Origin of the sequence: Enterobacter cloacae, from assembly GCF_011078175.1 — a bacterium.
GTDB classification, from domain to species: domain Bacteria; phylum Pseudomonadota; class Gammaproteobacteria; order Enterobacterales; family Enterobacteriaceae; genus Enterobacter; species Enterobacter cloacae_Q.
Genome location: NZ_JAALCJ010000004.1, coordinates 70,841 through 94,866 on the forward strand (window position 1 = coordinate 70,841; position 24,026 = coordinate 94,866).

Consider the following 24,026-nt stretch of genomic DNA (forward strand, 5'->3'; position numbering starts at 1 on the left):
AATATGGCGCACTTTAACCAGCAAAGAGTGCGACCATGATTGATACACGCCTGCCTTTAACTGATATTCACCGCCACCTCGACGGCAACATTCGTGCCCAAACCATTCTCGATCTTGGCCGCCAGTTCAATTTAACGCTTCCTGCCGAAACGCTTGACACTCTGATCCCCCATGTCCAGGTCACGTCGAGCGAACCGGATCTGGTGAGTTTTCTGAGCAAGCTAGACTGGGGCGTGAAAATGCTGGCCTCGCTTGATGCCTGTCGCCGTGTCGCCTTTGAAAACATCGAAGATGCCGCGCGTAACGGCCTGCACTATGTCGAACTGCGTTTCTCGCCGGGCTATATGGCGATGACCCACCATCTCCCCGTAGCGGGCGTGGTTGAAGCGGTCATTGAAGGCGTGCGTGAAGGCTGCAAAACTTTTGACGTTCAGGCGCGTTTGATCGGCATCATGAGCCGTACCTTCGGTGAAGCGGCCTGTCTTCAGGAGCTGGAAGCGTTACTTGCGCATCGCGACCAGATCACCGCCATCGATCTCGCCGGTGACGAGCTGGGTTTCCCGGGCAGCCTGTTCCTGTCTCATTTCAACCGTGCACGTGATGCAGGCTGGCATATTACCGTTCACGCGGGTGAAGCCGCGGGACCGGAAAGCATCTGGCAGGCCATTCGTGAGCTGGGTGCGGAACGTATTGGTCACGGCGTTAAGGCGATTGAAGATCGCGCGCTGATGGATTTCCTCGCCGAGCAACGTATTGGGATCGAATCCTGCCTGACCTCCAATATTCAGACCAGCACAGTGGCATCGCTGGCCCACCATCCGCTGAAAACCTTCCTCGAACACGGTGTACTGGCTTCGCTGAATACCGACGATCCGGCTGTTCAGGGCGTGGATATTATTCACGAATACAACATCGCCGCACCGCAGGCCGGACTGAGCCGCGAGCAGATCCGTCAGGCGCAAATCAACGGGCTTGAAATCGCCTTCCTGACGCCAGATGAGAAACAGGCACTTCGGGATAAGGTTGCAACCGCGTAAATGCGTAGCCGGGTGGCGGCTACGCCTTACCCGGCCTACAAAAGCGTCGTAAACTTATGCCAGACAGAGCGTTGCGCGATGTTTGGCAGATTCGATCCCCAGCTCAATGAGTTCCATGATCTGGATTGCCTGGCTCGCCGGAACCGGGTTTTCACCTGAACCGTTCAGCGCGTCACGAATGGCGGCGTAATACGCCGGGTAATTCCCCGGCAGGGTCAACACCGTTTCCTCAACCCGTATCTCACCCTCCGCACGCGTCACCACTCCGTCCCGCATGTCGTAGCCCCAGTCCTCCTGCGGCAAGCGTTCGCCATTTTTGAGGCGCTCCTCCTGCGGATCCAGGCCGAACTTCACATAGCTGCCGCGCGCCGCGTGAATGATATAGCGCGCCGATTCCGCCGCCGCAAGCATTGTCCCGTGCAGCACAATGCGCCGCTGCGGATAACTCAAAATGGCATGGAAATAGTCGGTGGTCTGCGCCCCCGGCCTGAGCTGGGCTAAATCGACCGTCATGCTCACGGGCAGACCAAACAGATGGACTGCCTGATCGAGAAGATGCGGCGCTAAGTCATACCAGATGCCGCTGCCCGGACCCGCCTGCTCGCGCCAGCGATCTCGCACCTGCGGACGATAACGATCGAAATGCGACTCAAAAAAGGCAATCTCGCCGAGCGTGCCTTCGTTTATCAGCGCTTTGACCGTCAGGAAATCGCTATCCCAGCGTCGGTTGTGAAAGACCGACAATAACCGACCCAGGCTTCGCGCCAGCGCGTCCAGCTCGCGCGCCTGTGACAACGTCACGGTGAAGGGCTTATCGACAACGACATGTTTGCCTGCCTCCAGCGCCGCTTTCGCCAGGGGGAAATGCGTGTCGTTAGGGGTGGGAATGACAATAAGGTCAATATTAGGATCATTAAACAGATGCTTAGGCTCCTTTACCACCGGCACGGCAGGCCAGTCGGCGTGGACCTTGGTTTCATCGCTGCTTGTGATAGCAGCCAGTTCCATGCCCGGCGTGCCGGCAACCAGAGGTGCATGAAAGGTTTTACTTGCGTACCCGTAGCCAATAAGACCGACGCGGATGTTTTCACTCATCGTATGCCCCCTCGCTGTGCGCTTATTTATCACTGGCCTAGTGCTTAACGCACAGATTAATAATGTGCGCTGTAACGTAAAATAGCATCATATGGCCGTGTTTTTTGTTACCCCGCATTAAAGTGTGCATATTTGCCCGGGAATCGTTCCCAAAACCCTTGCTCTGTCGAAAAGGGCGCTGTAACATTTGTAATCTGTATTTATGGATAAATTACAAACACAAATTATGACGTCAATAATTAATCGAATCATTGAATTAGCGGGATGGATTGTCCTTGGAGTTTCGGTGGTGTTGCTCGGCATTGCCAGCCATATCGATAACTACCAACCGCCGGAGCCTGTTACTGTCGCACAACAAAAGTAAGCCGTAGCGTCATAAAGCGTGACACATTACGTCATGAAACGTATTGCCAGCCGTAATGAACGGGGTTACCCTTCTCTTCCAGGCATCAGCTGATGCCTGATTCTTCGCAAAGAAAACTCCTAATTTCGTCGCGTTACCCAAGTGGACAGTTTACGTCTTTATTAATCCGTTTATTATTCAAACGCATTACCTTTATGGGTATTACCCTTTTATATGGAAACTTATTAATATGACAGTTCAGGACTATTTATTAAAATTTCGTAAGATCAATTCCCTTGAAAGCCTGGAAAAACTGTTTGACCATCTGAACTACACGCTGTCGGATAATCAGGACATCATTAATATGTACCGCGCTGCTGACCATCGTCGCGCCGAGCTGGTTTCTGGCGGACGTCTGTTCAACGTGGGGGAAGTGCCTAAATCTGTATGGCGTTACGTTGTATAAGAAAGTAGCCTTCGGCGTGAAATGTTATATACTCTCCGCCCTGCAAATTTCTGTATAACATTTCGCGCAGACTATGGGAGAGCGTATGACCGCATTGCCTGGAGAGAGAATTGGGGGCTGGTTAATCGCCCCGCTGGCATGGCTGCTGGTGGCATTATTAAGCGCTTCGCTGGCGCTGTTACTATACACCACCGCACTGGTTACGCCTCATGCTATCCAGACACTGATGTCGCAGAGTGCGCTCAATATTGCAACGTGGTTTGTGTCGTTCGTTTTCGCGATCGCGATGTGGTACTACACGCTGTGGCTGACTATCGCCTTCTTCAAACGCCGCAAAAGCGTGCCGAAACATTACATTATCTGGCTGCTGGTCTCCGTGCTGCTGGCCGTCAAAGCGTTCGCTTTCTCGCCAGTGTCTGACGCGCTGGCGGTTCGCCAGTTACTGTTTCCGCTACTGGCGACGGCGCTTCTGGTGCCCTATTTCAAGCGTTCGACGCGCGTTAAGAAGACCTTCGTTAACCCGTAATAACCTTACAGTTAACCTGTTGTGACCTGTTGTCGTTTATCCGATAATAGGCGGCTATTTTATTTCAGGCTCAATAATGACCGATTACTTACTGCTCTTTGTCGGAACTGTGCTGGTTAATAACTTCGTACTGGTGAAGTTCCTTGGCCTGTGCCCGTTTATGGGTGTCTCCAAAAAACTGGAGACAGCTATGGGCATGGGGCTGGCGACCACCTTCGTGATGACGATGGCCTCCATTTGCGCGTGGCTGATTGATACCTGGATCCTAATCCCGCTCGACATGCTCTACCTGCGCACCTTGTCCTTTATTCTGGTCATTGCGGTTGTGGTGCAATTTACCGAGATGGTCGTGCGTAAAACCAGCCCTGCCCTGTATCGTCTGCTGGGCATTTTCCTGCCGCTCATCACCACCAACTGTGCGGTGCTGGGCGTGGCGCTGCTCAATATCAATCTTGGGCATAATTTTCTTCAATCGGCACTGTACGGTTTTTCAGCGGCGGTTGGTTTCTCTTTTGTTATGGTCCTGTTCGCGTCGATTCGCGAGCGTCTTGCGGCGGCGGATATACCCGCACCGTTTCGCGGTAACGCCATCGCCCTGGTGACCGCCGGTTTAATGTCTCTGGCCTTTATGGGCTTTAGTGGTCTGGTGAAGTTGTAATGAGTGCTATCTGGATTGCCGTCGCGTCCATCAGCGTACTGGGACTCGTCTTTGGCATCATTCTGGGTTATGCCTCCCGCCGTTTTGCGGTGGAGGACGATCCGGTTGTTGAAAAAATTGATGAACTTTTACCGCAGAGCCAGTGTGGGCAGTGCGGATACCCTGGCTGCCGCCCTTACGCTGAGGCGGTGGGCGTGCAGGGAGAGAAGATCAACCGCTGCGCGCCGGGCGGCGAAGCGGTCATGCTTAAAATAGCTGCCCTGCTTAACGTCGATCCGCAGCCTGTCGACGGCGATGAACAGGCCCAGGAGCCCATTCGTGCCCTTGCCGTTATTGACGAAGCCAACTGCATTGGCTGCACCAAATGTATTCAGGCGTGTCCTGTTGACGCCATTGTGGGCGCAACGCGCGCGATGCACACCGTTGTGGCGGATCTGTGCACCGGCTGTAATCTCTGCGTGGCACCCTGCCCGACGCAGTGTATAGAACTACGCCCGGTTGAAACGACTACCGAAAACTGGAAGTGGGACCTTCAGACCATTCCGGTTCGCAATATTCCTGTGGAACAACATGCTTAAGTTATTTTCTGCTTTCAGAAAAGATAAGATCTGGGATTTTGATGGCGGCATTCATCCGCCTGAGATGAAATCACAGTCTAACGGCACACCGCTGCGCCAAATCCCGCTGGCAACCCGTTACGTTATGCCTCTGAAACAGCATATCGGCGCGGAAGGTGAACTGTGCGTGAAAGAAGGCGATAGCGTTCTTCGCGGCCAGCCGCTGACCTTTGGTCGCGGACGGATGTTGCCGATACATGCCCCGACTTCCGGCAAGGTGGTGGCTATTGCCCCCCATACCGTTGCCCACCCGTCTGCGTTGTCTGAGCTGAGCGTGATCGTTGAAGCCGATGGCGAAGACCGTTGGATCGATCGTGACGGCTGGAGCGACTACTCTTCCCGCAGCCGAGAAGCGCTGATTGAACGCATTCATCAGTTCGGCGTGGCGGGTCTGGGGGGCGCTGGCTTCCCGACCGGCGCCAAGCTACACGGCGGTGGTGATAAAATCGACACGCTGATAATCAACGCAGCCGAGTGCGAACCGTACATCACCGCCGATGATCGTCTGATGCAGGACTGTGCCGCGCAGGTGGTGGAAGGTATTCGCATCCTTGCGCATATTCTGCAACCCCGTGAAGTGCTGATCGGTATTGAGGACAATAAACCGCAGGCTATTTCCATGCTGCGTGCGGTTCTGGCGGATAGCCATGATATCGCCTTACGCGTGATCCCCACCAAATACCCGTCCGGCGGTGCAAAGCAGCTGACGCAGATCCTGACCGGAAAACAGGTCCCTCACGGGGGCCGTTCATCCGACATCGGCGTGCTGATGCAAAACGTGGGTACCGCTTACGCGGTGAAACGTGCGGTGATTGACGGTGAGCCATTGACCGAACGTGTCGTCACGCTGACCGGCGAGTCCGTCTCCCGTCCCGGTAACGTCTGGGCACGTCTGGGTACGCCGGTACGTCATCTGCTTGAACAGGCGGACTTCTGCCCGGGAAGCGATCAGATGGTCATTATGGGCGGCCCGTTGATGGGCTTTACCCTGCCGTGGCTCGACGTGCCGGTAGTGAAGATTACCAACTGCCTGCTGGCCCCTTCCCCATCGGAGATGGGCGAAACACAGGAAGAGAAAGGCTGCATCCGCTGTAGCGCCTGCGCGGACGCGTGCCCGGCAGATTTGCTGCCGCAGCAGTTGTACTGGTACAGCAAAGGCCAGCTGCACGATAAAGCACAGGCGCATAACCTGGCTGACTGCATTGAATGCGGTGCCTGCGCCTGGGTCTGCCCAAGCAATATTCCGCTGGTGCAGTATTTCCGTCAGGAGAAAGCCGAAATTTACGCCATCTCCATGGAAGAAAAACGTGCCGCTGAAGCGAAGGCCCGCTTTGAAGCGCGCCAGGCGCGACTGGAGCGCGAAAAACAAGCCCGTCAGGAACGTCATAAGCAGGCTGCGGTACAGCCTGCGGCGAAAGATCAGGATGCCATTAACGCCGCCCTGGCCCGCGTGCGCGAGAAAAAAGCCACTGCCGCCCAGGCGGTAGCGATCGTGGCGGGACAGAAGCCGGACAACAGCGAAGCGATTGCGGCTCGCGAAGCGCGTAAAGCCGAAGCGCGCGCGCGTCAGGTGGAGAAAGCGCAAAACGCTAAACCGGAAGCCGACATCGATCCGCGTAAAGCGGCCGTTGAAGCGGCCATCGCCCGCGCTAAAGCGCGTAAAGCCGCGCAGAGTCAGCCTGCCGAAGAGAGTGAAGCGCCTGTCGACCCGCGTAAAGCCGCCGTTGACGCGGCCATCGCCCGCGCCAAAGCGCGTAAAGCCGCGCAGAGTCAGCCTGCCGAAGAGAGTGAAGCGCCTGCCGACCCGCGTAAAGCCGCCGTTGACGCGGCCATCGCCCGCGCCAAAGCGCGTAAAGCAGCGCAGAGTCAGTCTGCCGAAGAGAGTGAAGCGCCTGTCGACCCGCGTAAAGCCGCCGTTGACGCGGCCATCGCCCGCGCCAAAGCGCGTAAAGCAGCGCAGAGTCAGTCTGCCGAAGAGAGTGAAGCGCCTGTCGACCCGCGTAAAGCCGCCGTTGAAGCGGCCATCGCCCGCGCTAAAGCACGAAAAGCGGCGCAGCAGGATGAACTGCCTGCGGCCGCTAACGATGACCCACGCAAAGCCGCAGTCGCCGCCGCGATTGCGCGCGTTCAGGCAAAGAAAGCCGCGCAGCAAGCCGTTAACGAGGATTAAATGGTTTTCAGAATTGCAAGTTCCCCCTACACCCATAATCAGCGCCAGACATCGCGCATTATGATGCTGGTTTGCCTGGCCGCGCTGCCAGGTATTGCCGTACAGTGCTGGTTTTTTGGCTGGGGTACGCTTTTCCAGTTAGTTCTGGGTTGCGCCAGTGCCGTCGCAGCGGAAGCAGCGATCCTGAAGCTGCGCAAAATGGAAGTGACTCGCATCCTCAGCGATAACTCCGCCCTGCTGACCGGCCTGCTGCTGGCCATCAGCATTCCCCCGTTCGCCCCGTGGTGGATGGTGGTATTGGGCACGGTGTTTGCGGTGATCATCGCCAAGCAGCTGTACGGTGGGCTGGGCCATAACCCGTTTAACCCGGCGATGATTGGCTACGTGGTGCTGCTGATCTCCTTCCCGGTACAGATGACCAGCTGGCTACCGCCGCATGAGATCGCCGCCACCGTGCCCGGCTTCATGGATGCCCTGCACGTTATCTTTACCGGCCACACCGTGCTGGGCGCGGATATGAACACGCTTCGCATGGGGGTGGATGGCATCAGCCAGGCGACCCCGCTCGATACTTTCAAAACATCCCTGCGTGCCGGACACAGCGTGGAGCAGGTGATGAAATCGTCTATTTACAACGGTGTACTGGCTGGCGCTGGCTGGCAGTGGGTCAATCTGGCCTATCTCCTTGGCGGCGCGTTCCTTCTGCAACAGAAGGCGATCCGCTGGCACATTCCGGTGAGCTTTCTGGTGACGCTGGCCGTTTGCTCGACGCTCGGCTGGGTCATTTCACCTGAGTCACTGGCCAGCCCGCAGCTCCATCTGCTCTCCGGCGCGACCATGCTCGGGGCATTCTTCATTCTGACCGATCCGGTCACCGCCTCTACCACCAACCGAGGACGTCTGATTTTCGGCGCTCTGGCAGGCCTGCTGGTCTGGCTTATTCGCAGTTTTGGCGGTTATCCCGACGGGGTGGCGTTTGCCGTGCTGCTGGCTAACATCACCGTTCCGCTCATCGACTACTACACGCGTCCTCGCGTCTACGGTCATCGCTAAGGGTCACGCCATGCTTAAGACAATGCAAAAACACGGCGTCACGCTGGCGATTTTCGCCGCCGCCCTCACCGGGCTGACCGCGCTGGTAAATGAACTGACGAAAACCACCATTGAAGAGCAGGCAATGAAGCAGCAAAAGGCGCTGTTCGATCAGGTGATCCCATCAGACTTCTACGATAATGACCTGCAAAAAAGCTGCTTTGTCGTGCAGGCTCCGCAGCTCGGTAAAGGCTCCCATCGCGTTTATATTGCCCGCAAGGGCGATAATCCCGTGGGCGCCGTCATGGAATCCACCGCGCCGGACGGTTACTCTGGCGCCATTCAACTGCTGGTGGGTAGCGATTTTTCCGGTACCGTGCTGGGCACTCGCGTGACGGAGCATCACGAAACGCCGGGCCTTGGCGACAAAATTGAAACGCGCTTAAGCGACTGGATATTACACTTTGCCGGGAAGATGATTCATGGCGAGGACGATCCCGCTTTCGCAGTGAAAAAAGATGGCGGCGAATTTGATCAGTTCACCGGCGCCACGATTACACCCCGCGCAGTAGTCAACGCCGTCAAACGCGCCGGGCTGTATGCCGAAACGCTGCCCGCGCAAATCAATCACCTTTCTACCTGTGAGGAGTGATCATGAGCCAGGTTAAAGAGGTTATTGTCCAGGGTCTCTGGAAGAACAACTCGGCACTGGTACAGCTGTTGGGACTGTGTCCGCTGCTGGCGGTGACGTCTACCGCCACCAATGCGCTGGGGCTGGGGCTGGCGACCACGCTGGTACTCACCCTGACCAATTTCTCCATTTCTGTTTTGCGCCGCTGGACGCCGTCGGAAATCCGTATTCCGATCTATGTCATGATCATTGCGTCGGTGGTCAGCGTGGTGCAAATGCTGATCAATGCCTACGCATTTGGCCTGTACCAGTCGCTCGGGATCTTCATTCCGCTTATCGTGACTAACTGTATTGTCGTGGGCCGTGCTGAAGCCTTCGCGGTGAAAAACAATCCGGCCATATCCGCGCTGGATGGGTTTTCCATCGGCATGGGCGCGACTGCCGCGATGTTTGTTCTCAGCTCTCTGCGTGAAATGTTGGGCAACGGTACGCTCTTCGACGGTGCGGACGCGCTGCTTGGCGGCTGGGCGAAGTCGCTGCGTATTGAGGTTTTCCATACGGACACCCCGTTCCTGCTCGCCATGCTACCGCCAGGCGCCTTCATTGGCCTTGGGATGATGCTGGCATTAAAATACCTGATTGATGAAAAACGTAAACGCCGCGCCGCTGAACGCAGCGTGCAGGAAGGGATCCCAGAGAAAGTAGTATGAATAAAGAGAAACGCATTGCGATCCTGACGCGCCTGCGCGACGAGAATCCTCATCCAACGACAGAGCTGAATTTTAATTCGCCGTTTGAACTGTTGATCGCGGTGCTGCTCTCTGCGCAGGCGACGGACGTGAGCGTAAATAAAGCCACGGCCCTGCTCTACCCCGTCGCCAGTACACCGCAGGCCATGCTGGAGCTGGGCGTTGAAGGGGTGAAATCCTATATCAAGACCATCGGCCTGTTTAACAGTAAGGCCGAAAACGTCATTAAGACCTGCCGTATCCTGCTGGAACAACACGGCGGTGAAGTCCCGGAGGATCGGGCTGCGCTGGAAGCGTTGCCGGGCGTCGGGCGTAAAACGGCAAATGTGGTGCTGAACACAGCGTTTGGCTGGCCGACGATCGCTGTGGATACCCATATCTTCCGCGTCTCTAACCGCACCAGGTTTGCGCCGGGTAAGAACGTGGAAGAGGTCGAAGAGAAGCTGTTGAAAGTGGTTCCAGCGGAATTTAAGGTGGACTGCCACCACTGGCTTATCCTTCACGGGCGCTATACCTGTATTGCGCGTAAACCACGCTGCGGTTCCTGCATTATCGAAGATCTCTGCGAATACAAAGAAAAAGTCTATCCCTGAGCGTAAACCACCTTACTTCGTATCTGTTCAAGCCCTTAAAATTAACAAGGGCTCTGATATTTTCCCGATTGACCATAAATTACCCTATTGTTCTCGTGGACGCATTGGTGGTTCTTCGGTCATTTAACACTCAAACAGGTTAATAGTTTTTTCATCACCAAAAATTTCTATACATCTGTGATCGCGATCACTCTGATAACCTGATGTTGGATTTTTGTTGTCAAAACCCGCCCAACCCCTTTGTCAGACAAGATTTCATCGATTCCACACCGCACATAAGACCAGTCATTTTTCAGAATATGGGCTATATCACTGCCATTCACCCAAAATAGCAGAACATATCGCCATACAGCCATTAAACAGGGTCGATTACAGTGAAAAAAACCATCAATTTTGAACGGATGAGATTTAACGCTGTATAACATTTGCATGAACCGATGATTATACCGCCAGAGTTATATGTAACAGATTATTACAAACGTATTGCCAGATGGGGCTGGATAGTGAACATTACCCGCCGTTTCCCCTCCCAATATAACTATAAAGCGGATGGACTACGGTCATCACGCTATGAACACCCCCGTTAATATGGGATGTAAAAAAAGAGGTATATGTGTCTACTGCAAACAATAAACCAACAGATGAGAGCGTCAGTCTTAACGCTTTCAAACAGCCTAAAGCGTTCTATCTCATTTTCTCTATCGAATTATGGGAACGTTTTGGTTACTACGGCCTGCAAGGGATCATGGCGGTTTACCTGGTTAAACAGCTGGGTATGTCTGAAGCCGATTCCATCACGCTGTTCTCTTCCTTCAGCGCCCTGGTGTATGGCCTGGTCGCTATCGGCGGCTGGTTAGGCGATAAAGTCCTTGGGACTAAACGTGTCATTATGCTGGGCGCCGTTGTTCTGGCGATTGGCTATGGTCTGGTCGCCTGGTCCGGGCACGATGCAGGTGTGGTTTACATGGGCATGGCTACCATCGCGGTAGGTAACGGCCTCTTTAAGGCGAACCCGTCTTCCCTGCTTTCTACCTGCTACAGCAAAGATGACCCACGTCTGGACGGTGCATTTACCATGTACTACATGTCCATCAACATCGGTTCCTTCTTCTCTATGCTGGCAACCCCATGGCTGGCCGCCAAATTCGGCTGGAGCGTAGCGTTTGCGCTGAGCTTCGTGGGTATGCTGATCACCGTGGTGAACTTCCTGTTCTGCCGTAGCTGGGTTAAAGACTACGGTTCAAAACCAGACTTCGAACCTGTGCACATGGGCAAACTGCTGGCAACCATCGTCGGCATTGTGATCCTGGCGGCTGTCGCCACCTGGCTGCTGCATAACCAGGGCGTTGCACGTGCCGTACTGGGCGTGGTTGCGCTGGGTATCGTGATTATCTTCGCAAAAGAAGCCTTTGCGATGCAGGGTGCGGCACGTCGTAAGATGATTGTGGCATTTATCCTGATGCTGGAAGCGATCATCTTCTTCGTTCTGTACAGCCAGATGCCAACGTCTCTGAACTTCTTCGCTATCCGCAACGTAGAGCACTCCATCCTGGGCATCGCGTTCGAGCCGGAGCAGTATCAGGCTCTGAACCCGTTCTGGATCATGATTGGTAGCCCGATTCTGGCCGCTATCTATAACAAGATGGGCGACCGTCTGCCTATGCCGCACAAGTTCGCCATTGGTATGGTACTGTGCTCTGGCGCGTTCCTGGTGCTGCCGCTGGGGACGAAATTCGCGACCGACGCGGGTATCGTATCGGTTAACTGGCTGATCCTGAGCTATGCGCTGCAATCCATCGGCGAGCTGATGATCTCCGGTCTGGGCCTGGCGATGGTTGCACAGCTGGTTCCTCAGCGTCTGATGGGCTTCATTATGGGTAGCTGGTTCCTGACTACCGCTGGCGCAGCCATTATTGCCGGTAAGATTGCGAACCTGATGGCGGTACCAGAAAACGTTACCGACCCGCTGGTTTCCCTGAATGTCTACGGCACCGTGTTCATGCAAATTGGTATCGCGACCGCCGTGATCGCCGTGCTGATGCTGCTGACCGCACCTAAACTGAATCGTATGACGCAGGACGACGACAAATCCGCTAAAGCGATCAAAACCGCGAACGCGTAATGTCATCGGGAAACGACTGAACAGAAGCCGCTAATTGATTAGCGGCTTTTTTTTTATCCGAACGCGCACTAACATAGCTGGAACCTCAGCAAAAAGGAGTTACCGATGAAACTGTTCTATAAACCGGGCGCCTGCTCTCTTGCTTCCCATATTACTCTCCGCGAGAGCGGTAAAGATTTCACGCTGGACGGCGTTGACCTGATGAAAAAGCGTCTGGAAAACGGGGATGACTTTTTTGCGATTAACCCAAAAGGCCAGGTTCCGGCCCTGCTGCTGGATGATGGCACCCTGCTGACCGAAGGGGTGGCGATTATGCAGTTTCTGGCGGACAACGTACCGGATCGTCAGCTCCTTGCCCCCACCGGCAGCATTGCGCGTTATAAAACGCTGGAGTGGCTGAACTATATTGCCACCGAACTGCACAAAGGCTTTACGCCCCTGTTCCGCCCGGACACGCCGGAAGAGTACAAACCTACCGTGCGCGCGCTGCTGGAGAAAAAGTTGCAGTACGTTAACGACGCGCTGAGAGACGACCAGTGGATCTGTGGCTCGCGTTTCACCATCGCCGATGCCTATCTGTTTACCGTTCTGCGCTGGGCGCGCGCGGTTAAGCTGAACATGGAAGGGTTAGACCATGTCGCGTCGTATATGACGCGCGTGGCGGAGCGTCCTGCGGTGGCGGCGGCGCTGAAAGCGGAAGGGTTGAATTAAGCGAGCGGCCTGTGTTGCCGGGTAGCGCTAGCGCTTGCATCTGCCAATGGAAGTGATAGGCCGGGTAAGCGTCAGCGCCACCCGGCATAATTTAGAGCCGAGTTGCGCTGAAATAGTGCTCAGGCTGCGCGATACGATCCTGCGCCGCGACGACCTGGAGCTCATATTCCTGCATCGTCTTCGTCGCAATCATGATTTCATAAACGGCTGCGGTGACGTGCTCCAGCGCATCGCGCAGGCTCGCGCCCTGCAATAGCTTCACCAGCAGCAAACCGCTGGTCACATCCCCGACCCCGACAGGCTGACGTGTTCCAAAATCCACCAGCGGTCGACTGATATGCCAGGCTTCATCCTTCGTCACAAGCAGCATCTCAAAACGCTCCTGGCTCAACCCTGCGCGTGCCAGGTGTTTCACCAGCACAATCTCTGGCCCCTGGGCGATCAGCTCGCGAGAAGCGCGTACAGCCTCTTCTACGCTGTTGACCGGATGCTCGCACAGGATCTCAAGTTCAATCAGGTTGGGCGCAATAATGTCGCTGGCGGGCAACGCGTGACGAACATGGAACTCCGCCACCCCCGGCGCTACGATGCAGCCTTTTTCCGGATGTCCCATCACCGGATCGCAGAAATACTTCGCCGCGGGGTTTGCCGCTTTCACCTGGCGCACGATGCCGAGAATATGTTCTCCCTGCTCCGCCGAGCCCAGATAGCCGCTCAGTACGGCGTCGCAGCGTTTGAGCTGGTCGATATCCGCAATCCCCTGAACGATTTCCGTCAGATGCGTCGGCGGCATCACGCAGCCGGTCCATTTACCGTACTGGGTGTGATTCGAGAACTGGACGGTATTGAGGGGCCAGACGTTAACGCCGAGGCGGCGCATTGGAAATTCCGCAGCGCTGTTGCCAGCATGTCCAAAAACAACGTGGGATTGAATGGCGAGGATGTTCTTCATGTTGTACTTACCAAACCCTGTCAAAACAAAAGGGGCGTGGTTTCCCACGCCCCTGCATACTTTTAATTACTTCCAGCAGACCAGGCAGTAATTTTTCTTACCGCGACGCAGCAGCGTGTAGCGACCATAGAGACGGTCGTTCTCGGTAAAAATGTATTCCGGATCGGCCTGTTTTTCGCCATTAATGGTGATTGCATTAGAGGCGATGGTTTTACGCGCCTGACCGCGAGACGGCTGGAGTTCGGAGTCCACCAGCGCCTGCATCAGGTCCGCGCCTTTTTCCATCTCCACCATTGGCACACCATCCTGCGCCAGCTGTTCGAAATCCGCTTCGCTTAAATCGCTCAGGGTTCCGTTGAACAGGCTCGCCGTAATGCGCTTCGCCGCCGCCAGGCCTTCTTCGCCGTGAACCAGTTTAGTCACTTCGTCCGCCAGCACGTACTGGGCGCGTGGCGCTTTACCGCTGTTCTTGTCTTCTTCTTCCAGGGCATTGATTTCTTCGATATCCATAAAGGTGAAGAACTTCAGGAAGCGATAAACGTCGGCATCCGCCGTGTTGATCCAGAACTGGTAGAATTTATACGGGCTGGTTTTCTTCGGATCCAGCCATACCGCGCCGCCTTCGGTCTTGCCGAACTTGGTACCGTCGGCTTTGGTGATCAGCGGCACGGTCAGACCAAACACCTGGTTCTGGTGGAGGCGACGGGTCAGATCGATACCGGAGGTGATGTTACCCCACTGGTCGGAACCGCCAATTTGCAGAGAGACGCCGTGCAGCTTGTTCAGGCAAGCGAAGTCATACCCCTGCAACAGGTTGTAGGAGAACTCGGTGAAAGAGATACCCTGATCGTCACGGTTAAGACGCTGTTTCACTGCTTCTTTGTTAATCATCTGGTTAACAGAGAAGTGTTTGCCGATGTCACGCAGGAACGTCAGCACGTTCATGCCACCAAACCAGTCGTAGTTGTTCGCCGCAATCGCAGAGTTATCACCGCAGTCGAAATCGAGGAACGGTGCAACCTGTTTACGGATCTTATCCACCCACTCCTGCACGGTGTCTTCGGTATTCAGCTTACGCTCAGCGGCTTTAAAACTTGGGTCGCCAATCAGACCGGTTGCACCGCCAACCAGTGCGACAGGCTTATGGCCGGCCATCTGGAAGCGTTTCAGGCATAACAACGGAACAAGATGCCCCAAATGCAAGCTGTCAGCGGTAGGATCGAAGCCGCAATAGAGCGCGATCGGGCCTTGCGCCAGCAGCGAAGCTAACGCTTCTTCGTCCGTCACCTGAGCCACGAGGCCCCGCTCTTGCAATTGTTTAATCAAGTTACTGCTTGCCATCAAATTCTCCATGTATAAACGACTGCACCTTTGCCGGTACACGACTTTTCGCCTGGTGCGAAAGGTACATAGAATAAAGCGCCAGCGCGGTGTGCGCTAGCGCTTAACACAACAAATTTCAGGGTTTACGGCGCCAGTCGGTCTATTTTCCAGCCGCCGTTGTCGCGCTGGTATAAAAAGCGGTCGTGGAGACGGTGTTCACCGCCCTGCCAGAACTCCATTTGTTCAATGGGAATACGGAACCCGCCCCAGAAACTCGGCAGCGGTACTTCACCCTGCTGAAACTTCTGTTTGAGTTCGAGGAATTTACTCTCCAGCACGCCGCGAGCTGAGATTCGGCTGGATTGTTTAGAGACCCAGGCACCGATCTGACTGTCGCGCGGGCGGCTGTGGAAATATTTCACCACTTCCAGCGTAGAGAGACGCTCCGCCTTGCCGGTGACCATCACCTGGCGCTCAAGCATATGCCACGGGAAGAGCAGGCTAATACGCGGATTATTTTCCAGGTGATGCGCTTTGCGGCTGCCAAGGTTGGTGTAGAACACCAGCCCTTTCTCGTCATAATGCTTGAGAAGAACGATGCGTTGATACGGCTGACCGTTTTCATCAACCGTGGCAACGACCATCGCCGTCGGGTCAGCCAGTTTCGCGTCGCAGGCCTGCTTCAGCCAGCGTTCAAAAAGCACCAGCGGTTCGGCGGGAAGATCCTGGCGGCGCAAACCGCCTTTGGTGTATTCACGGCGCAGATGCGCAATTTGCTGTAGTTCGTCGTTATCTGACATGGCGTTAGCTGAAAGTGAGATTGGGTGGCGCTATTGTGCGCGCCCCCTTCAAAAATCTCAACGCTTCGGATTTTCGAGCTGACAATTGTTCAGCACAATACGGTCTCGCTTGTAGACGGTGGCGCTGTCGCCTTTCGACCAGAAGACGTAGATCCCGTCTGAATAGCGCGCACCGGAGGCCGACATCCCCTGTTTCAGGGTTAACAATTTATTATCGTAAACAAAGCTGGCTTCCTGACGAGGATTGTTCAGCTTCACCGTCAGCGGTTTTTCATCACAACGGTATTCCAGCGTATCGGTCTGCATACGCTCAACGAACTGGTTATAGACGCTGCATCCGGTCATAAGAAAAGGTACAGCAATAAGAAGGAGTTTTTTCATGGGCAGTTTCCGAAGACTATCCTGGTCCTGGAGGGCCTAACCGCCCTCCTGTTTTTCCCTATTTTACGGGTTACAACTCCTGCTGAATTTCAGTTAACTCTGATTATGGCGCGGGTTTGCGGGGAAAATGGCGCCGAGGACACTCGCCTCCCGCGCACCGGTAACGGAGGGTAAATTCCCCGGCAGACCGGCAACCGTACGCCAGGCAAGCCAGGCGAAAGCCAGCGCTTCCATATCGTCTCCGCTGATCCCGGCTTCATCAGTTGTCGTGACTTCGGTGCCCGGCAGCAGAGCGGCGAGGCGTGTCATCAGCAGCGGGTTGCGGCTGCCGCCTCCGCATACCAACAAACGCTCACATCCGCCGCTCAGCAACACCTGTTCAGAAATCGACACGGCGGTGAGCTCAGTCAGCGTAGCCTGCACATCCTGAGGTGCAAGGCCGGGGAATCGTGCCAGCTGACGTTCAAGCCAGCCGTAGTTGAAATATTCTCGCCCCGTACTTTTCGGCGCGGGCAGAGCAAAGAAAGGATCGCTTAACAGGGTTTGCAGCAAGGGAAGGATCACTTTCCCCTGGCTGGCCCACTGCGCGTCTTTGTCATAGGGTTTACCGCTCTGACGCCAGATCCAGGCATCCATCAACATATTACCGGGTCCGGTATCGTACCCGCGCACGGGCTGACCGGGAATGAGCATCGACAGGTTGGCGATCCCGCCAATGTTCAGGACCATTCTGCGCTCTTCCGGGTGCGCAAGCAGCGCCTGATGAAATGCAGGAACCAGTGGCGCCCCCTGCCCACCAAGGGCCATATCGCGACGACGGAAATCGCCTACCACCGTCACGCCGGTTTTTGCCACAATCTGGTTGTTATCGCCAATTTGCATCGTATGCGGCGCCTCGCCGACAGGTTCATGCCAGACGGTCTGCCCATGGCAGCCTATTGCCACGATATCCTGCGGGTGGAGTCGTTCTTGTTGCATCAAGGCCAGTATCGCATCAGCAAACAGCGCCCCCAGACGCACATCCAGTTGGCCCAGTTGGGAAAGCGTCAGCTGCTGCCCCTGGCAGATGTTCAGAATCTCTTCTTTTAGCGAGACCGGAATAGGCCAGCTCAGGCTTGCCTGCTGCGCCACCATGTTCTCATCAATGGCGGCCAGAACGACATCCACACCATCAAGACTGGTACCAGACATCACACCGATATAGCGACCCGATTTCATGCGCTTTCCTTACGTTAAGTGGGCTAAATGCAAACACTCCATCATAAATGACGCGGCTTTGCTATGCGGTAATAATAATTTTTAACAATCTCAGATCTGTCACACAGGCAGTTTTTGTTTATGTCCCGTTAAGCCACAACCAAGTAAAATTTGCCTATTCGGCATGCAAAGATATGAACTGTGGTCAGGAATGCCATATAATTTAGCCATAACGGATGCCCCAACCGGGCGTTTTTTGGTGAACAGGAGAGTCAAATGATTTTACGTGTACTGGGCGTTTCGCTGATTGGTTTAACACTGGCGGGTTGTGTGAATGACAGTTCACTCTCCGGCGACGTATATAGTGCTTCAGAAGCTAAACAGGTACAGAACGTGACATACGGTACTATCGTTAATGCCCGTCCTGTTCAGATCCAGGGTGGCGATGACACGAACGTAGTGGGCGCAATCGGTGGTGCTGTGCTGGGCGGTTTCCTGGGCAATACCATTGGCGGAGGCACCGGACGTTCTCTGGCGACCGCAGCGGGCGCAGTTGCTGGCGGCGTAGCAGGTCAGGGCGTTCAGGGCGCGATGAACAAAACTCAAGGCGTTGAACTGGAAATCCGTAAGGATGATGGCAGCACCATTATGGTTGTACAGAAACAGGGTAATACTCGTTTCTCTGCTGGCCAGCGTGTTGTGCTGGCAAGCAATGGTAGCCAGGTCACCGTTTCCCCGCGCTAATATCCTGATGGATGTGGTCTCTTCGGACCACATCCATTCATAAAAATCATTATTTAAATAAATCTATTTGCTGAACGCATTCACACGGTGAATATTAGATTTCATCCGTTCTTGTCCCTGCGCAAAGTATTTTTTATCCGCCTCCCGTAGACTCTTCGCAATCTCTTTTTCTTTTTTATTATTAAAATTATCTATGCTTGCGATCTGTCGATTTGTAAAAAACCGTTTTGTAGCCTTCGCACTTGTATGCTTTGTTATCATTGCTTTATTACAAGCTTTATTTATTAAACTTGTTGAATGGGTTCCTTCGTTTTCTCCCCTGTTTTTCCCTACGCTGACTATTTTTCTTTTGGTATTCCATCTGTTTATAGCCTGTTTTATGGCAATGAAATACTGGTGCGACAGGAGGCGGTTGTATCTTGTTCCAATTGCGCTGGCTTTTGCCGGCTCAGCGTTACTGATGGCAGGAACATTGTCCAGCTTCCCGGCCTGGCTCGACCTCTATCAGTTCAATGAGGCGAACTATAACGACGCAATGATTTTCTATATGTTCCGACACTTATTGATGGCGGTGCTGATAATCGTTGCGGCATTACTGTATGCCCTGCGGAATTCTGGACTCTCACGAAGCACCCATCTTGGTATCGTTATGGGCACCTCGCTCTTTACGGGCTGTATGCTGGGACTGGCGATGATGTATTCCAGCCATTCAACCCTACTCACACTGGACCTGGTGGATAATGAAACTCGCCAGTTTATGGTTCTCTGGAGCCATGCGATCAATATCATTCTGATCGTCCTGTGGGTAATAACATTAATCATCCTGATGGTCATTACTCAAGTGAGGAATTTGTTTTGGGTGGGCGGCAATTTTTTATGTGTGTGTTACATCGTCACGCTGTTAATGCTTTTGTTAGGGGGACACGCAGAAGATATTTCATGGTACCGGGCGCGGTTATTCGAAACTGTCGCTACGTTAATGATTATTTTCATCTTACTTTCTGACGTATTTAATTTGTATCGTGAATCGCATGTAAAATACCAGCAGTCTTATCAAAACTCGATCCGCGATCCCCTTACCCGTCTTTATAATCGCAGCTATTTCTATGATTCATTACATCATGCACTGAGTACAGCAACAATGGCGCACCCGGTCTCGGTGATCGTAAGCGATCTTGACCGTTTCAAGCGGATTAACGACTGCTACGGCCATTTGCAGGGGGATAAGGTTTTACAGTTTGTTTCTAATCTGCTGACCGACTCGGTGCGACCAGAGGATATCGCGGCGCGGATAGGCGGCGAAGAATTTGTGCTCATGCTGACAAATACCCCTTCCGATCTTGCGCAACAGGTTGCCGAACGTATACGTCTCAAATTGAGCGGTTACGATAAAGCCAGCAGCGGTGGTCATCTTCCGGAACCGATTACCATCAGTATGGGCGTATTTACCGCCACGTCACCGCAAATCAGTGCAGAAACCTGTGTGGAAAGCGCGGATAAAGCCATGTATGAGGCAAAAGAAACGGGCCGCAACCGGGTGGTGGTGTTCAAATGATGATGCAGGCCTTGAATGAGCAAGGCCTGTTACCCATGTCAGTCGCGTGACTGTAAGTCATGAATATTTTGTTCGAGACGGGCGATGAGGCCGATCAGCATCTCCAGCTCAGCGGGGGAAATTCCGGCCAGGATCTCCCCTCGCGTTTTACTGATGACGGTTTCCATCTCGGTAATTATCGGGGCCGCTTTTTCCGTCAGCTTTATCCGCTTGGCGCGACGGTCGCTGGCACAGGTTTGCCGGGAGATGAGTCCCTTCTCTTCCAGCTGGTCAAGGGTACGCACAAGAGACGGTTGCTCAATACCAATCGCTTTTGCCAGTTGGATCTGTGACTGATCGGGCGGAAGCTGATGTATGTTATGCAGCGTAACCCAGTGCGTCTGTGTGAGTTCCAGAGGTTTCAGGCGATGGTCAATCAGAGCACGCCAGATGCGTACCAACCTTGCCAGATCAGAACCTAATGGCGATTCCAATTTCATCTCCTTATAATTAGCTTGCTAAGTGATTATAGTGATTTTAGAATAGTTTGCAGTATTTGTATTGCCAAAACAAATGCAATCACGGTATTCATCATTCCTGAAAGGTTGATTTACACTGAACGGTATGCGCCATCGCATTGAAAAATGCCATTGTGGCCCTCATTCCACTGCAAAGGATCGCTGCTTGTGACGTTTTTTTCCTTCTCCGCAGGGTTGCCCCTCCAGGATCTGATTGTTGGCGCATCGGTCTACTTTCCGCCACTGTTTAAAGCCGTCATGGTCGGTTTTGTGATCTGGCTCATTGCGCACCGCCTGCTGCGCGACTGGATGTATTCCGGTGAAATCTGGCACCCCATGTTAATGGATCTCTCCCTTTTTACCCTCTCCGTCTGTCTTGGCCTTGCCCTGTTAACCGTGTAGTGAGAATTGCTTTGAAAACGTTAAAATATTTTTCCACTCTTATCGTTTTAGCACTGGCGCTGGTGGCCGGCTGGTGGCTCTGGAATTATTACATGCAGTCGCCCTGGACGCGTGATGGCAAGATCCGTGCGGAACAGGTCAGCATTACGCCACAGGTGTCCGGTAGTATCAGCGCGCTTCTGGTGAAGGACAATCAGTTCGTTCACGCGGGCGATGTGTTATTCCGCATCGATGAAACCCCTTTTCATATTGCGGTGCTTAATGCCCAGGCGCAGCTCGCTAAAGCTCAGTCAGATCTCGCAAAAGCCAATAACGAAGCCGACCGCCGCCGACATCTGTCGAGGAATTACATTTCTGCGGAAGATCTCGATACGGCCAATATCAATGTGAAAAGCATGCAGGCCAGCCTGAAGGTTGCGGAGGCAACGCTGAAACAGGCCGAGTGGCAACTGACTCAGACAGTGGTCAAAGCCCCGGTGGAGGGATGGGTCACGAGCCTGTCTACCCGTGTGGGGGATTATGCCACCACCGGACAGCCGGTTTTTGCCCTGGTCGATAGCCACTCTTTCTATGTTGTAGGTTATTTTGAAGAGACTAAGCTGCGCCATATCCGCGAGGGAGCGCCTGCACGGATCACGCTTTACAGCGGCTCTGAGACGTTACAGGGTCACGTAAGCAGCATAGGTCGGGCAATTTACGATCAGAGCGTGGAAACCGATTCTGGCCTGGTGCCCGACATTAAACCTAACGTACCGTGGGTACGTCTGGCTCAGCGGGTACCTGTTCGCGTCGAGTTTGATCAACTGCCGAAAGATATTACCCTGGTCTCTGGCACGACCTGCACTGTCTCCATCGGGTCGCGATAATGAACCTGGGGGCTTTCTCCTGGCGCAATACGCCCTGGATAAAAGCGACACGTCCGCAGTGGCGTTACGCGCTGCGCAACGGCATCGCCATGTGCCTTGCGCTTACGGTTGCCTACTATCTGAATCTGGATGCACCCTACTGGGCAATGACCTCTGCGGCAGTCGTCAGCTTCCCTACCGTCGGTGGTGTTATTAGTAAAAGCCTTGGGCGCGTGGTGGGTAGCCTGCTGGGGGCGACCGCCGCCCTGCTCCTTGCCGGGCATACCCTGAACGATCCCTGGCTCTTCCTGTTAAGCATGTCGGCATGGCTGGGGCTGTGTACCTGGGCCTGTGCCCACTTTACCAATAACGTTGCCTACGCGTTTCAGCTGGCGGGTTATACCGCGGCCATTATCGCCTTTCCAGTTGTCAACGTGCTGGATACCACCGAGCTGTGGGATATCGCTCAGGCACGCGTGTGCGAAGTGATGGTCGGCATTCTGTGCGGGGGTCTCATGATGATGATCCTGCCCAGTACCTCAGATGGCACTGCGCTTATTACCGCCCTTAAAACGATGCACGCACGTTTGCTGGAACATGCCAGCCTGCTCTGGCAGCCCGACAGTAATGATGATATGCGTCTTGCACACGAAAAAGTCATCGGCCAGATCCTGACCATGAACCTGTTGCGCATCCAGGCTTTCTGGAGCCATTACCGCTTTCGTCGCCAGAATACGCTCCTGAACTATCTACTGCACCAGCAATTGCGCATGACGAGTGCAATCTCAAGCCTTCGTCGGATGTTGCTGAACTGGCCTTCGCCGCCAGCCCAGACTCGGGAGATTATCGAGGCGCTGCTCGCCGCCCTTGCGCGTCCGGATGCCGATAGCTATACCGTGGCCCGCATTATCGCGCCGCTCGCCCCAACGGATGAATATGACTACCGGCACCGCGCGTTCTGGCAGCGTCTGAACTATTTCTGCCGCCTGTATCTGCGCAGCAGCCGCTGGTTAAAAGCCGTCGAAAATGCCACGCCCGTCACCGAATTTTCCGTTCCCGGTCGTCCTGCTCTGGCACGCCATACCGACGCAATGGAGGCGCTGTGGAGCGGTTTTCGTACGTTTTGCGCGTTGACAACCGTGGGCGCATGGGCCATCACCACCCAATGGGAGGCGGGCAGTGCGGCCCTGACGCTTGCGGCAATCAGCTGTGTGCTCTATTCCGTCGCCGCTTCCCCCTTTAATTCCCTGACGCTTCTGCTGCGTACGCTGGTACTGCTGTCGCTGTTCAGCTTCGTGGTGAAATTTGGTTTGATGGTGCAGATAACCGACCTCTGGCAATTTCTGCTGTTTCTCTTCCCGCTATTGACCACCATGCAGTTGCTCAAGCTGCAAATGCCGAAATTTGCCGGTCTGTGGGGCCAGTTGATTGTTTTTATGGGCTCATTTATCTCTGTAACGAATCCACCGGTTTATGATTACGCTGATTTTCTCAATGACAACCTGGCGAAGATCCTCGGCGTGGGGCTGGCGTGGCTGGCTTTCGCCGTGTTACGCCCGGGGTCTGACGCACGCAAAAGCCGCAGGCATATTAGGGAGTTACGCAGAGAGTTCGTGGATCAGCTGAGCCGCAGGCCATACCTGCGCGAAAGCGAGTATGAATCGCTGGTTTACCATCATGTCAGCCAGCTGAACAACAGCCAGGATTCACTCTCCCGTCGCTGGCTACTGCGCTGGGGCGTGGTGCTGCTAAACTGTTCGCACGTGGTGTGGCAGCTGCGCGCCTGGGAGACGCGTTCCGATCCGCTGTCGCAGGTCCGTGATAACTGTATTTCTATGCTCCGCAATGTGATGAGCGAGCGCGGGGTTCAGCAGCGCCCCCTGAGCGTCACGCTCGTCGAACTTCAGCGTATATGCGACACGCTGGCGCACCATCATCAGCCTGCGGCCCGCGATCTGGCGTCGATTATCTGGCGGCTGCACTGCTCCCTGTCACAGCTTGAGCAGGCGCCGCCACCCGGAACGATTGGCGATCAGATCACCCCGCAGGCATAGCGCGCCCCGCCGCCGCCGAGCGGTTTAGGCTGATCGGACATGTTATCGCCGCCCACGTGGACCATCAGCGCCTTGCCTTTGACCTCTTCAAGCTTTTTGAGTCGTGGCGCCACAACCGGATCGGTGGCTTTACCGTCGTTATTTACCACCAGCACCGGCAGATCGCCGAGGTGCCCCATCCCTTCCGGGCCTTCATGCTTACCGGAGTTATGCGGGTCGAGATGCCCTCCTGCGGCCTCCGCGGCTGAAGGTTTCCCCTCTTTCATTGCGGGTTGACAGCTGCCTTTGGCATGAACGTGAAAACCATGTTCGCCGGGTGGAAGAGCCTTGAGATCGGGAGCAAATTCCAGCCCTTTATCGGTTTCGGTGATTTTCACCGTCCCGATGGACTGACCTATCCCCTGAGAAGTGACGAGATTCATTTCAACGTCCTCGCTGGCTGCCTGCGCCCCTGCGCAAACAACCAGCGTGACCATTGCCAGAGCAAAACGCTTCATATGACCTCCACGGGTTATTTTTTGCACCT

Annotated in this window: 26 protein-coding genes; 18 read left to right on the forward strand and 8 right to left on the reverse strand. The window is 54.5% G+C overall.

All coding sequences use genetic code 11. The features are described 5' to 3' along the window. Window positions 1–35: 35 nt before the first annotated feature. A complete protein-coding gene (gene add / locus G6Q29_RS09935) occupies window positions 36–1,037 on the forward strand; it encodes an adenosine deaminase (RefSeq protein ID WP_165465480.1) in 1,002 nt (333 codons plus the stop codon). Window positions 1,038–1,091: 54 nt separating this feature from the next. On the opposite strand, the gene G6Q29_RS09940 is transcribed toward add, so the two are convergent. Next, window positions 1,092–2,132: an oxidoreductase gene (locus G6Q29_RS09940; RefSeq protein WP_165465481.1), complete on the reverse strand. Its 1,041-nt coding sequence runs from the start codon at window positions 2,130–2,132 to the stop codon at window positions 1,092–1,094. A 238-nt stretch (window positions 2,133–2,370) separates the two neighbouring features. Between G6Q29_RS09940 and blr the strand changes: the two genes are divergently transcribed. The 12 genes from blr (at window position 2,371) to gstA (ending at window position 12,750) form a co-directional block, all read left to right on the forward strand. Then, a complete protein-coding gene (blr, locus tag G6Q29_RS09945; RefSeq protein ID WP_151884424.1) occupies window positions 2,371–2,496 on the forward strand; it encodes a division septum protein Blr in 126 nt (41 codons plus the stop codon). Window positions 2,497–2,725: 229 nt separating this feature from the next. Further along, window positions 2,726–2,941 carry a transcription modulator YdgT gene (gene ydgT / locus G6Q29_RS09950; protein WP_000217941.1) on the forward strand — a complete coding sequence of 72 codons (216 nt, stop codon included), beginning with the start codon at window positions 2,726–2,728 and terminating at the stop codon, window positions 2,939–2,941. Window positions 2,942–3,026: 85 nt separating this feature from the next. Then, a complete protein-coding gene (locus G6Q29_RS09955) occupies window positions 3,027–3,467 on the forward strand; it encodes a DUF2569 domain-containing protein (protein WP_015570663.1) in 441 nt (146 codons plus the stop codon). A 76-nt stretch (window positions 3,468–3,543) separates the two neighbouring features. Next, a complete protein-coding gene (rsxA, locus tag G6Q29_RS09960) occupies window positions 3,544–4,125 on the forward strand; it encodes an electron transport complex subunit RsxA (RefSeq protein ID WP_000133206.1) in 582 nt (193 codons plus the stop codon). Continuing rightward, complete coding sequence (gene rsxB / locus G6Q29_RS09965) at window positions 4,125–4,703, forward strand: electron transport complex subunit RsxB (RefSeq protein WP_165465482.1); 579 nt, start codon at window positions 4,125–4,127, stop codon at window positions 4,701–4,703. The genes rsxA and rsxB overlap by 1 nt, the downstream gene beginning before the upstream one ends. Then, entirely contained in the window at window positions 4,696–6,912 is a 2,217-nt protein-coding gene (gene rsxC, locus G6Q29_RS09970) for an electron transport complex subunit RsxC (protein WP_165470167.1), read from the forward strand. The genes rsxB and rsxC overlap by 8 nt, the downstream gene beginning before the upstream one ends. Beyond that, window positions 6,913–7,965, forward strand: a complete 1,053-nt coding sequence (gene rsxD, locus G6Q29_RS09975; RefSeq protein ID WP_165465484.1) for an electron transport complex subunit RsxD — start codon at window positions 6,913–6,915, stop codon at window positions 7,963–7,965. Window positions 7,966–7,975: 10 nt separating this feature from the next. After that, the gene (gene rsxG, locus G6Q29_RS09980; RefSeq protein WP_165465485.1) at window positions 7,976–8,596 is read left to right on the forward strand and encodes an electron transport complex subunit RsxG; all 621 of its coding nucleotides are present in this window, start codon (window positions 7,976–7,978) and stop codon (window positions 8,594–8,596) included. 2 nt (window positions 8,597–8,598) lie between these two features. Beyond that, entirely contained in the window at window positions 8,599–9,285 is a 687-nt protein-coding gene (locus G6Q29_RS09985; RefSeq protein WP_165465486.1) for an electron transport complex subunit E, read from the forward strand. Next, a complete protein-coding gene (gene nth / locus G6Q29_RS09990; RefSeq protein ID WP_165465487.1) occupies window positions 9,282–9,917 on the forward strand; it encodes an endonuclease III in 636 nt (211 codons plus the stop codon). Before G6Q29_RS09985 ends, nth begins: the two co-directional genes overlap by 4 nt. 613 nt (window positions 9,918–10,530) lie before the next feature. Next, window positions 10,531–12,039 (forward strand): dipeptide/tripeptide permease DtpA, encoded by a 1,509-nt coding sequence (gene dtpA, locus G6Q29_RS09995; protein ID WP_165465488.1) that lies wholly within the window; start codon window positions 10,531–10,533, stop codon window positions 12,037–12,039. A gap of 105 nt (window positions 12,040–12,144) precedes the next feature. Further along, window positions 12,145–12,750 (forward strand): glutathione transferase GstA, encoded by a 606-nt coding sequence (gstA, locus tag G6Q29_RS10000; RefSeq protein ID WP_165465489.1) that lies wholly within the window; start codon window positions 12,145–12,147, stop codon window positions 12,748–12,750. Between the two features lie 91 nt (window positions 12,751–12,841). On the opposite strand, the gene pdxY is transcribed toward gstA, so the two are convergent. From pdxY to anmK, 5 genes are all read right to left on the reverse strand, one after another. Next, window positions 12,842–13,702, reverse strand: a complete 861-nt coding sequence (pdxY, locus tag G6Q29_RS10005; protein ID WP_165465490.1) for a pyridoxal kinase PdxY — start codon at window positions 13,700–13,702, stop codon at window positions 12,842–12,844. Between the two features lie 66 nt (window positions 13,703–13,768). After that, window positions 13,769–15,043: a tyrosine--tRNA ligase gene (tyrS, locus tag G6Q29_RS10010; protein WP_165465491.1), complete on the reverse strand. Its 1,275-nt coding sequence runs from the start codon at window positions 15,041–15,043 to the stop codon at window positions 13,769–13,771. 125 nt (window positions 15,044–15,168) lie between these two features. Continuing rightward, window positions 15,169–15,825 (reverse strand): pyridoxamine 5'-phosphate oxidase, encoded by a 657-nt coding sequence (gene pdxH, locus G6Q29_RS10015; RefSeq protein ID WP_165465492.1) that lies wholly within the window; start codon window positions 15,823–15,825, stop codon window positions 15,169–15,171. Window positions 15,826–15,882: 57 nt separating this feature from the next. Beyond that, the gene (gene mliC, locus G6Q29_RS10020) at window positions 15,883–16,206 is read right to left on the reverse strand and encodes a C-type lysozyme inhibitor (RefSeq protein ID WP_006808994.1); all 324 of its coding nucleotides are present in this window, start codon (window positions 16,204–16,206) and stop codon (window positions 15,883–15,885) included. A 93-nt stretch (window positions 16,207–16,299) separates the two neighbouring features. Next, complete coding sequence (gene anmK, locus G6Q29_RS10025) at window positions 16,300–17,424, reverse strand: anhydro-N-acetylmuramic acid kinase (protein ID WP_165465493.1); 1,125 nt, start codon at window positions 17,422–17,424, stop codon at window positions 16,300–16,302. Window positions 17,425–17,679: 255 nt separating this feature from the next. Here anmK and slyB point away from each other — a divergent pair, with 255 nt between their 5' ends. Both slyB and G6Q29_RS10035 read left to right on the forward strand, forming a co-directional pair. Then, on the forward strand, window positions 17,680–18,147 hold the full coding sequence (gene slyB, locus G6Q29_RS10030) for an outer membrane lipoprotein SlyB (protein WP_003857604.1): 468 nt from the start codon (window positions 17,680–17,682) through the stop codon (window positions 18,145–18,147). Between the two features lie 193 nt (window positions 18,148–18,340). Continuing rightward, entirely contained in the window at window positions 18,341–19,702 is a 1,362-nt protein-coding gene (locus tag G6Q29_RS10035) for an MASE4 domain-containing protein (protein WP_165465494.1), read from the forward strand. Between the two features lie 38 nt (window positions 19,703–19,740). Here the strand turns inward: G6Q29_RS10035 and slyA are convergent, their stop codons facing one another. Further along, window positions 19,741–20,181: a transcriptional regulator SlyA gene (gene slyA, locus G6Q29_RS10040; RefSeq protein WP_006808997.1), complete on the reverse strand. Its 441-nt coding sequence runs from the start codon at window positions 20,179–20,181 to the stop codon at window positions 19,741–19,743. Between the two features lie 186 nt (window positions 20,182–20,367). On the opposite strand from slyA, the gene G6Q29_RS10045 reads away from it, so the two are divergent. Genes G6Q29_RS10045 through G6Q29_RS10055 form a run of 3 tightly spaced genes read left to right on the forward strand, consistent with a single transcriptional unit; the run spans window position 20,368 to window position 23,500 of the window. Then, window positions 20,368–20,601, forward strand: a complete 234-nt coding sequence (locus G6Q29_RS10045; protein ID WP_165465495.1) for a DUF1656 domain-containing protein — start codon at window positions 20,368–20,370, stop codon at window positions 20,599–20,601. Window positions 20,602–20,606: 5 nt separating this feature from the next. Then, window positions 20,607–21,467 carry an efflux RND transporter periplasmic adaptor subunit gene (locus tag G6Q29_RS10050; protein ID WP_165465765.1) on the forward strand — a complete coding sequence of 287 codons (861 nt, stop codon included), beginning with the start codon at window positions 20,607–20,609 and terminating at the stop codon, window positions 21,465–21,467. Beyond that, window positions 21,467–23,500: an FUSC family protein gene (locus G6Q29_RS10055; RefSeq protein WP_165465496.1), complete on the forward strand. Its 2,034-nt coding sequence runs from the start codon at window positions 21,467–21,469 to the stop codon at window positions 23,498–23,500. The genes G6Q29_RS10050 and G6Q29_RS10055 overlap by 1 nt, the downstream gene beginning before the upstream one ends. Here the strand turns inward: G6Q29_RS10055 and sodC are convergent. Continuing rightward, complete coding sequence (sodC, locus tag G6Q29_RS10060; RefSeq protein ID WP_165465497.1) at window positions 23,479–23,997, reverse strand: superoxide dismutase [Cu-Zn] SodC; 519 nt, start codon at window positions 23,995–23,997, stop codon at window positions 23,479–23,481. The genes G6Q29_RS10055 and sodC overlap by 22 nt on opposite strands. Window positions 23,998–24,026: the final 29 nt, after the last annotated feature.

What these genes read in the sequence shown, in the direction of transcription:
- add (WP_165465480.1), top strand. Translation starts at nt 36, where the DNA reads ATGATTGATACACGCCTGCCTTTAACTGATATTCACCGCCACCTCGAC.
- G6Q29_RS09940 (WP_165465481.1), bottom strand. Translation starts at nt 2,132, where the DNA reads ATGAGTGAAAACATCCGCGTCGGTCTTATTGGCTACGGGTACGCAAGT.
- ydgT (WP_000217941.1), top strand. Translation starts at nt 2,726, where the DNA reads ATGACAGTTCAGGACTATTTATTAAAATTTCGTAAGATCAATTCCCTT.
- G6Q29_RS09955 (WP_015570663.1), top strand. Translation starts at nt 3,027, where the DNA reads ATGACCGCATTGCCTGGAGAGAGAATTGGGGGCTGGTTAATCGCCCCG.
- rsxA (WP_000133206.1), top strand. Translation starts at nt 3,544, where the DNA reads ATGACCGATTACTTACTGCTCTTTGTCGGAACTGTGCTGGTTAATAAC.
- rsxB (WP_165465482.1), top strand. Translation starts at nt 4,125, where the DNA reads ATGAGTGCTATCTGGATTGCCGTCGCGTCCATCAGCGTACTGGGACTC.
- rsxC (WP_165470167.1), top strand. Translation starts at nt 4,696, where the DNA reads ATGCTTAAGTTATTTTCTGCTTTCAGAAAAGATAAGATCTGGGATTTT.
- rsxD (WP_165465484.1), top strand. Translation starts at nt 6,913, where the DNA reads ATGGTTTTCAGAATTGCAAGTTCCCCCTACACCCATAATCAGCGCCAG.
- rsxG (WP_165465485.1), top strand. Translation starts at nt 7,976, where the DNA reads ATGCTTAAGACAATGCAAAAACACGGCGTCACGCTGGCGATTTTCGCC.
- G6Q29_RS09985 (WP_165465486.1), top strand. Translation starts at nt 8,599, where the DNA reads ATGAGCCAGGTTAAAGAGGTTATTGTCCAGGGTCTCTGGAAGAACAAC.
- nth (WP_165465487.1), top strand. Translation starts at nt 9,282, where the DNA reads ATGAATAAAGAGAAACGCATTGCGATCCTGACGCGCCTGCGCGACGAG.
- gstA (WP_165465489.1), top strand. Translation starts at nt 12,145, where the DNA reads ATGAAACTGTTCTATAAACCGGGCGCCTGCTCTCTTGCTTCCCATATT.
- pdxY (WP_165465490.1), bottom strand. Translation starts at nt 13,702, where the DNA reads ATGAAGAACATCCTCGCCATTCAATCCCACGTTGTTTTTGGACATGCT.
- tyrS (WP_165465491.1), bottom strand. Translation starts at nt 15,043, where the DNA reads ATGGCAAGCAGTAACTTGATTAAACAATTGCAAGAGCGGGGCCTCGTG.
- pdxH (WP_165465492.1), bottom strand. Translation starts at nt 15,825, where the DNA reads ATGTCAGATAACGACGAACTACAGCAAATTGCGCATCTGCGCCGTGAA.
- mliC (WP_006808994.1), bottom strand. Translation starts at nt 16,206, where the DNA reads ATGAAAAAACTCCTTCTTATTGCTGTACCTTTTCTTATGACCGGATGC.
- anmK (WP_165465493.1), bottom strand. Translation starts at nt 17,424, where the DNA reads ATGAAATCGGGTCGCTATATCGGTGTGATGTCTGGTACCAGTCTTGAT.
- slyB (WP_003857604.1), top strand. Translation starts at nt 17,680, where the DNA reads ATGATTTTACGTGTACTGGGCGTTTCGCTGATTGGTTTAACACTGGCG.
- G6Q29_RS10035 (WP_165465494.1), top strand. Translation starts at nt 18,341, where the DNA reads ATGCTTGCGATCTGTCGATTTGTAAAAAACCGTTTTGTAGCCTTCGCA.
- slyA (WP_006808997.1), bottom strand. Translation starts at nt 20,181, where the DNA reads ATGAAATTGGAATCGCCATTAGGTTCTGATCTGGCAAGGTTGGTACGC.
- G6Q29_RS10055 (WP_165465496.1), top strand. Translation starts at nt 21,467, where the DNA reads ATGAACCTGGGGGCTTTCTCCTGGCGCAATACGCCCTGGATAAAAGCG.
- sodC (WP_165465497.1), bottom strand. Translation starts at nt 23,997, where the DNA reads ATGAAGCGTTTTGCTCTGGCAATGGTCACGCTGGTTGTTTGCGCAGGG.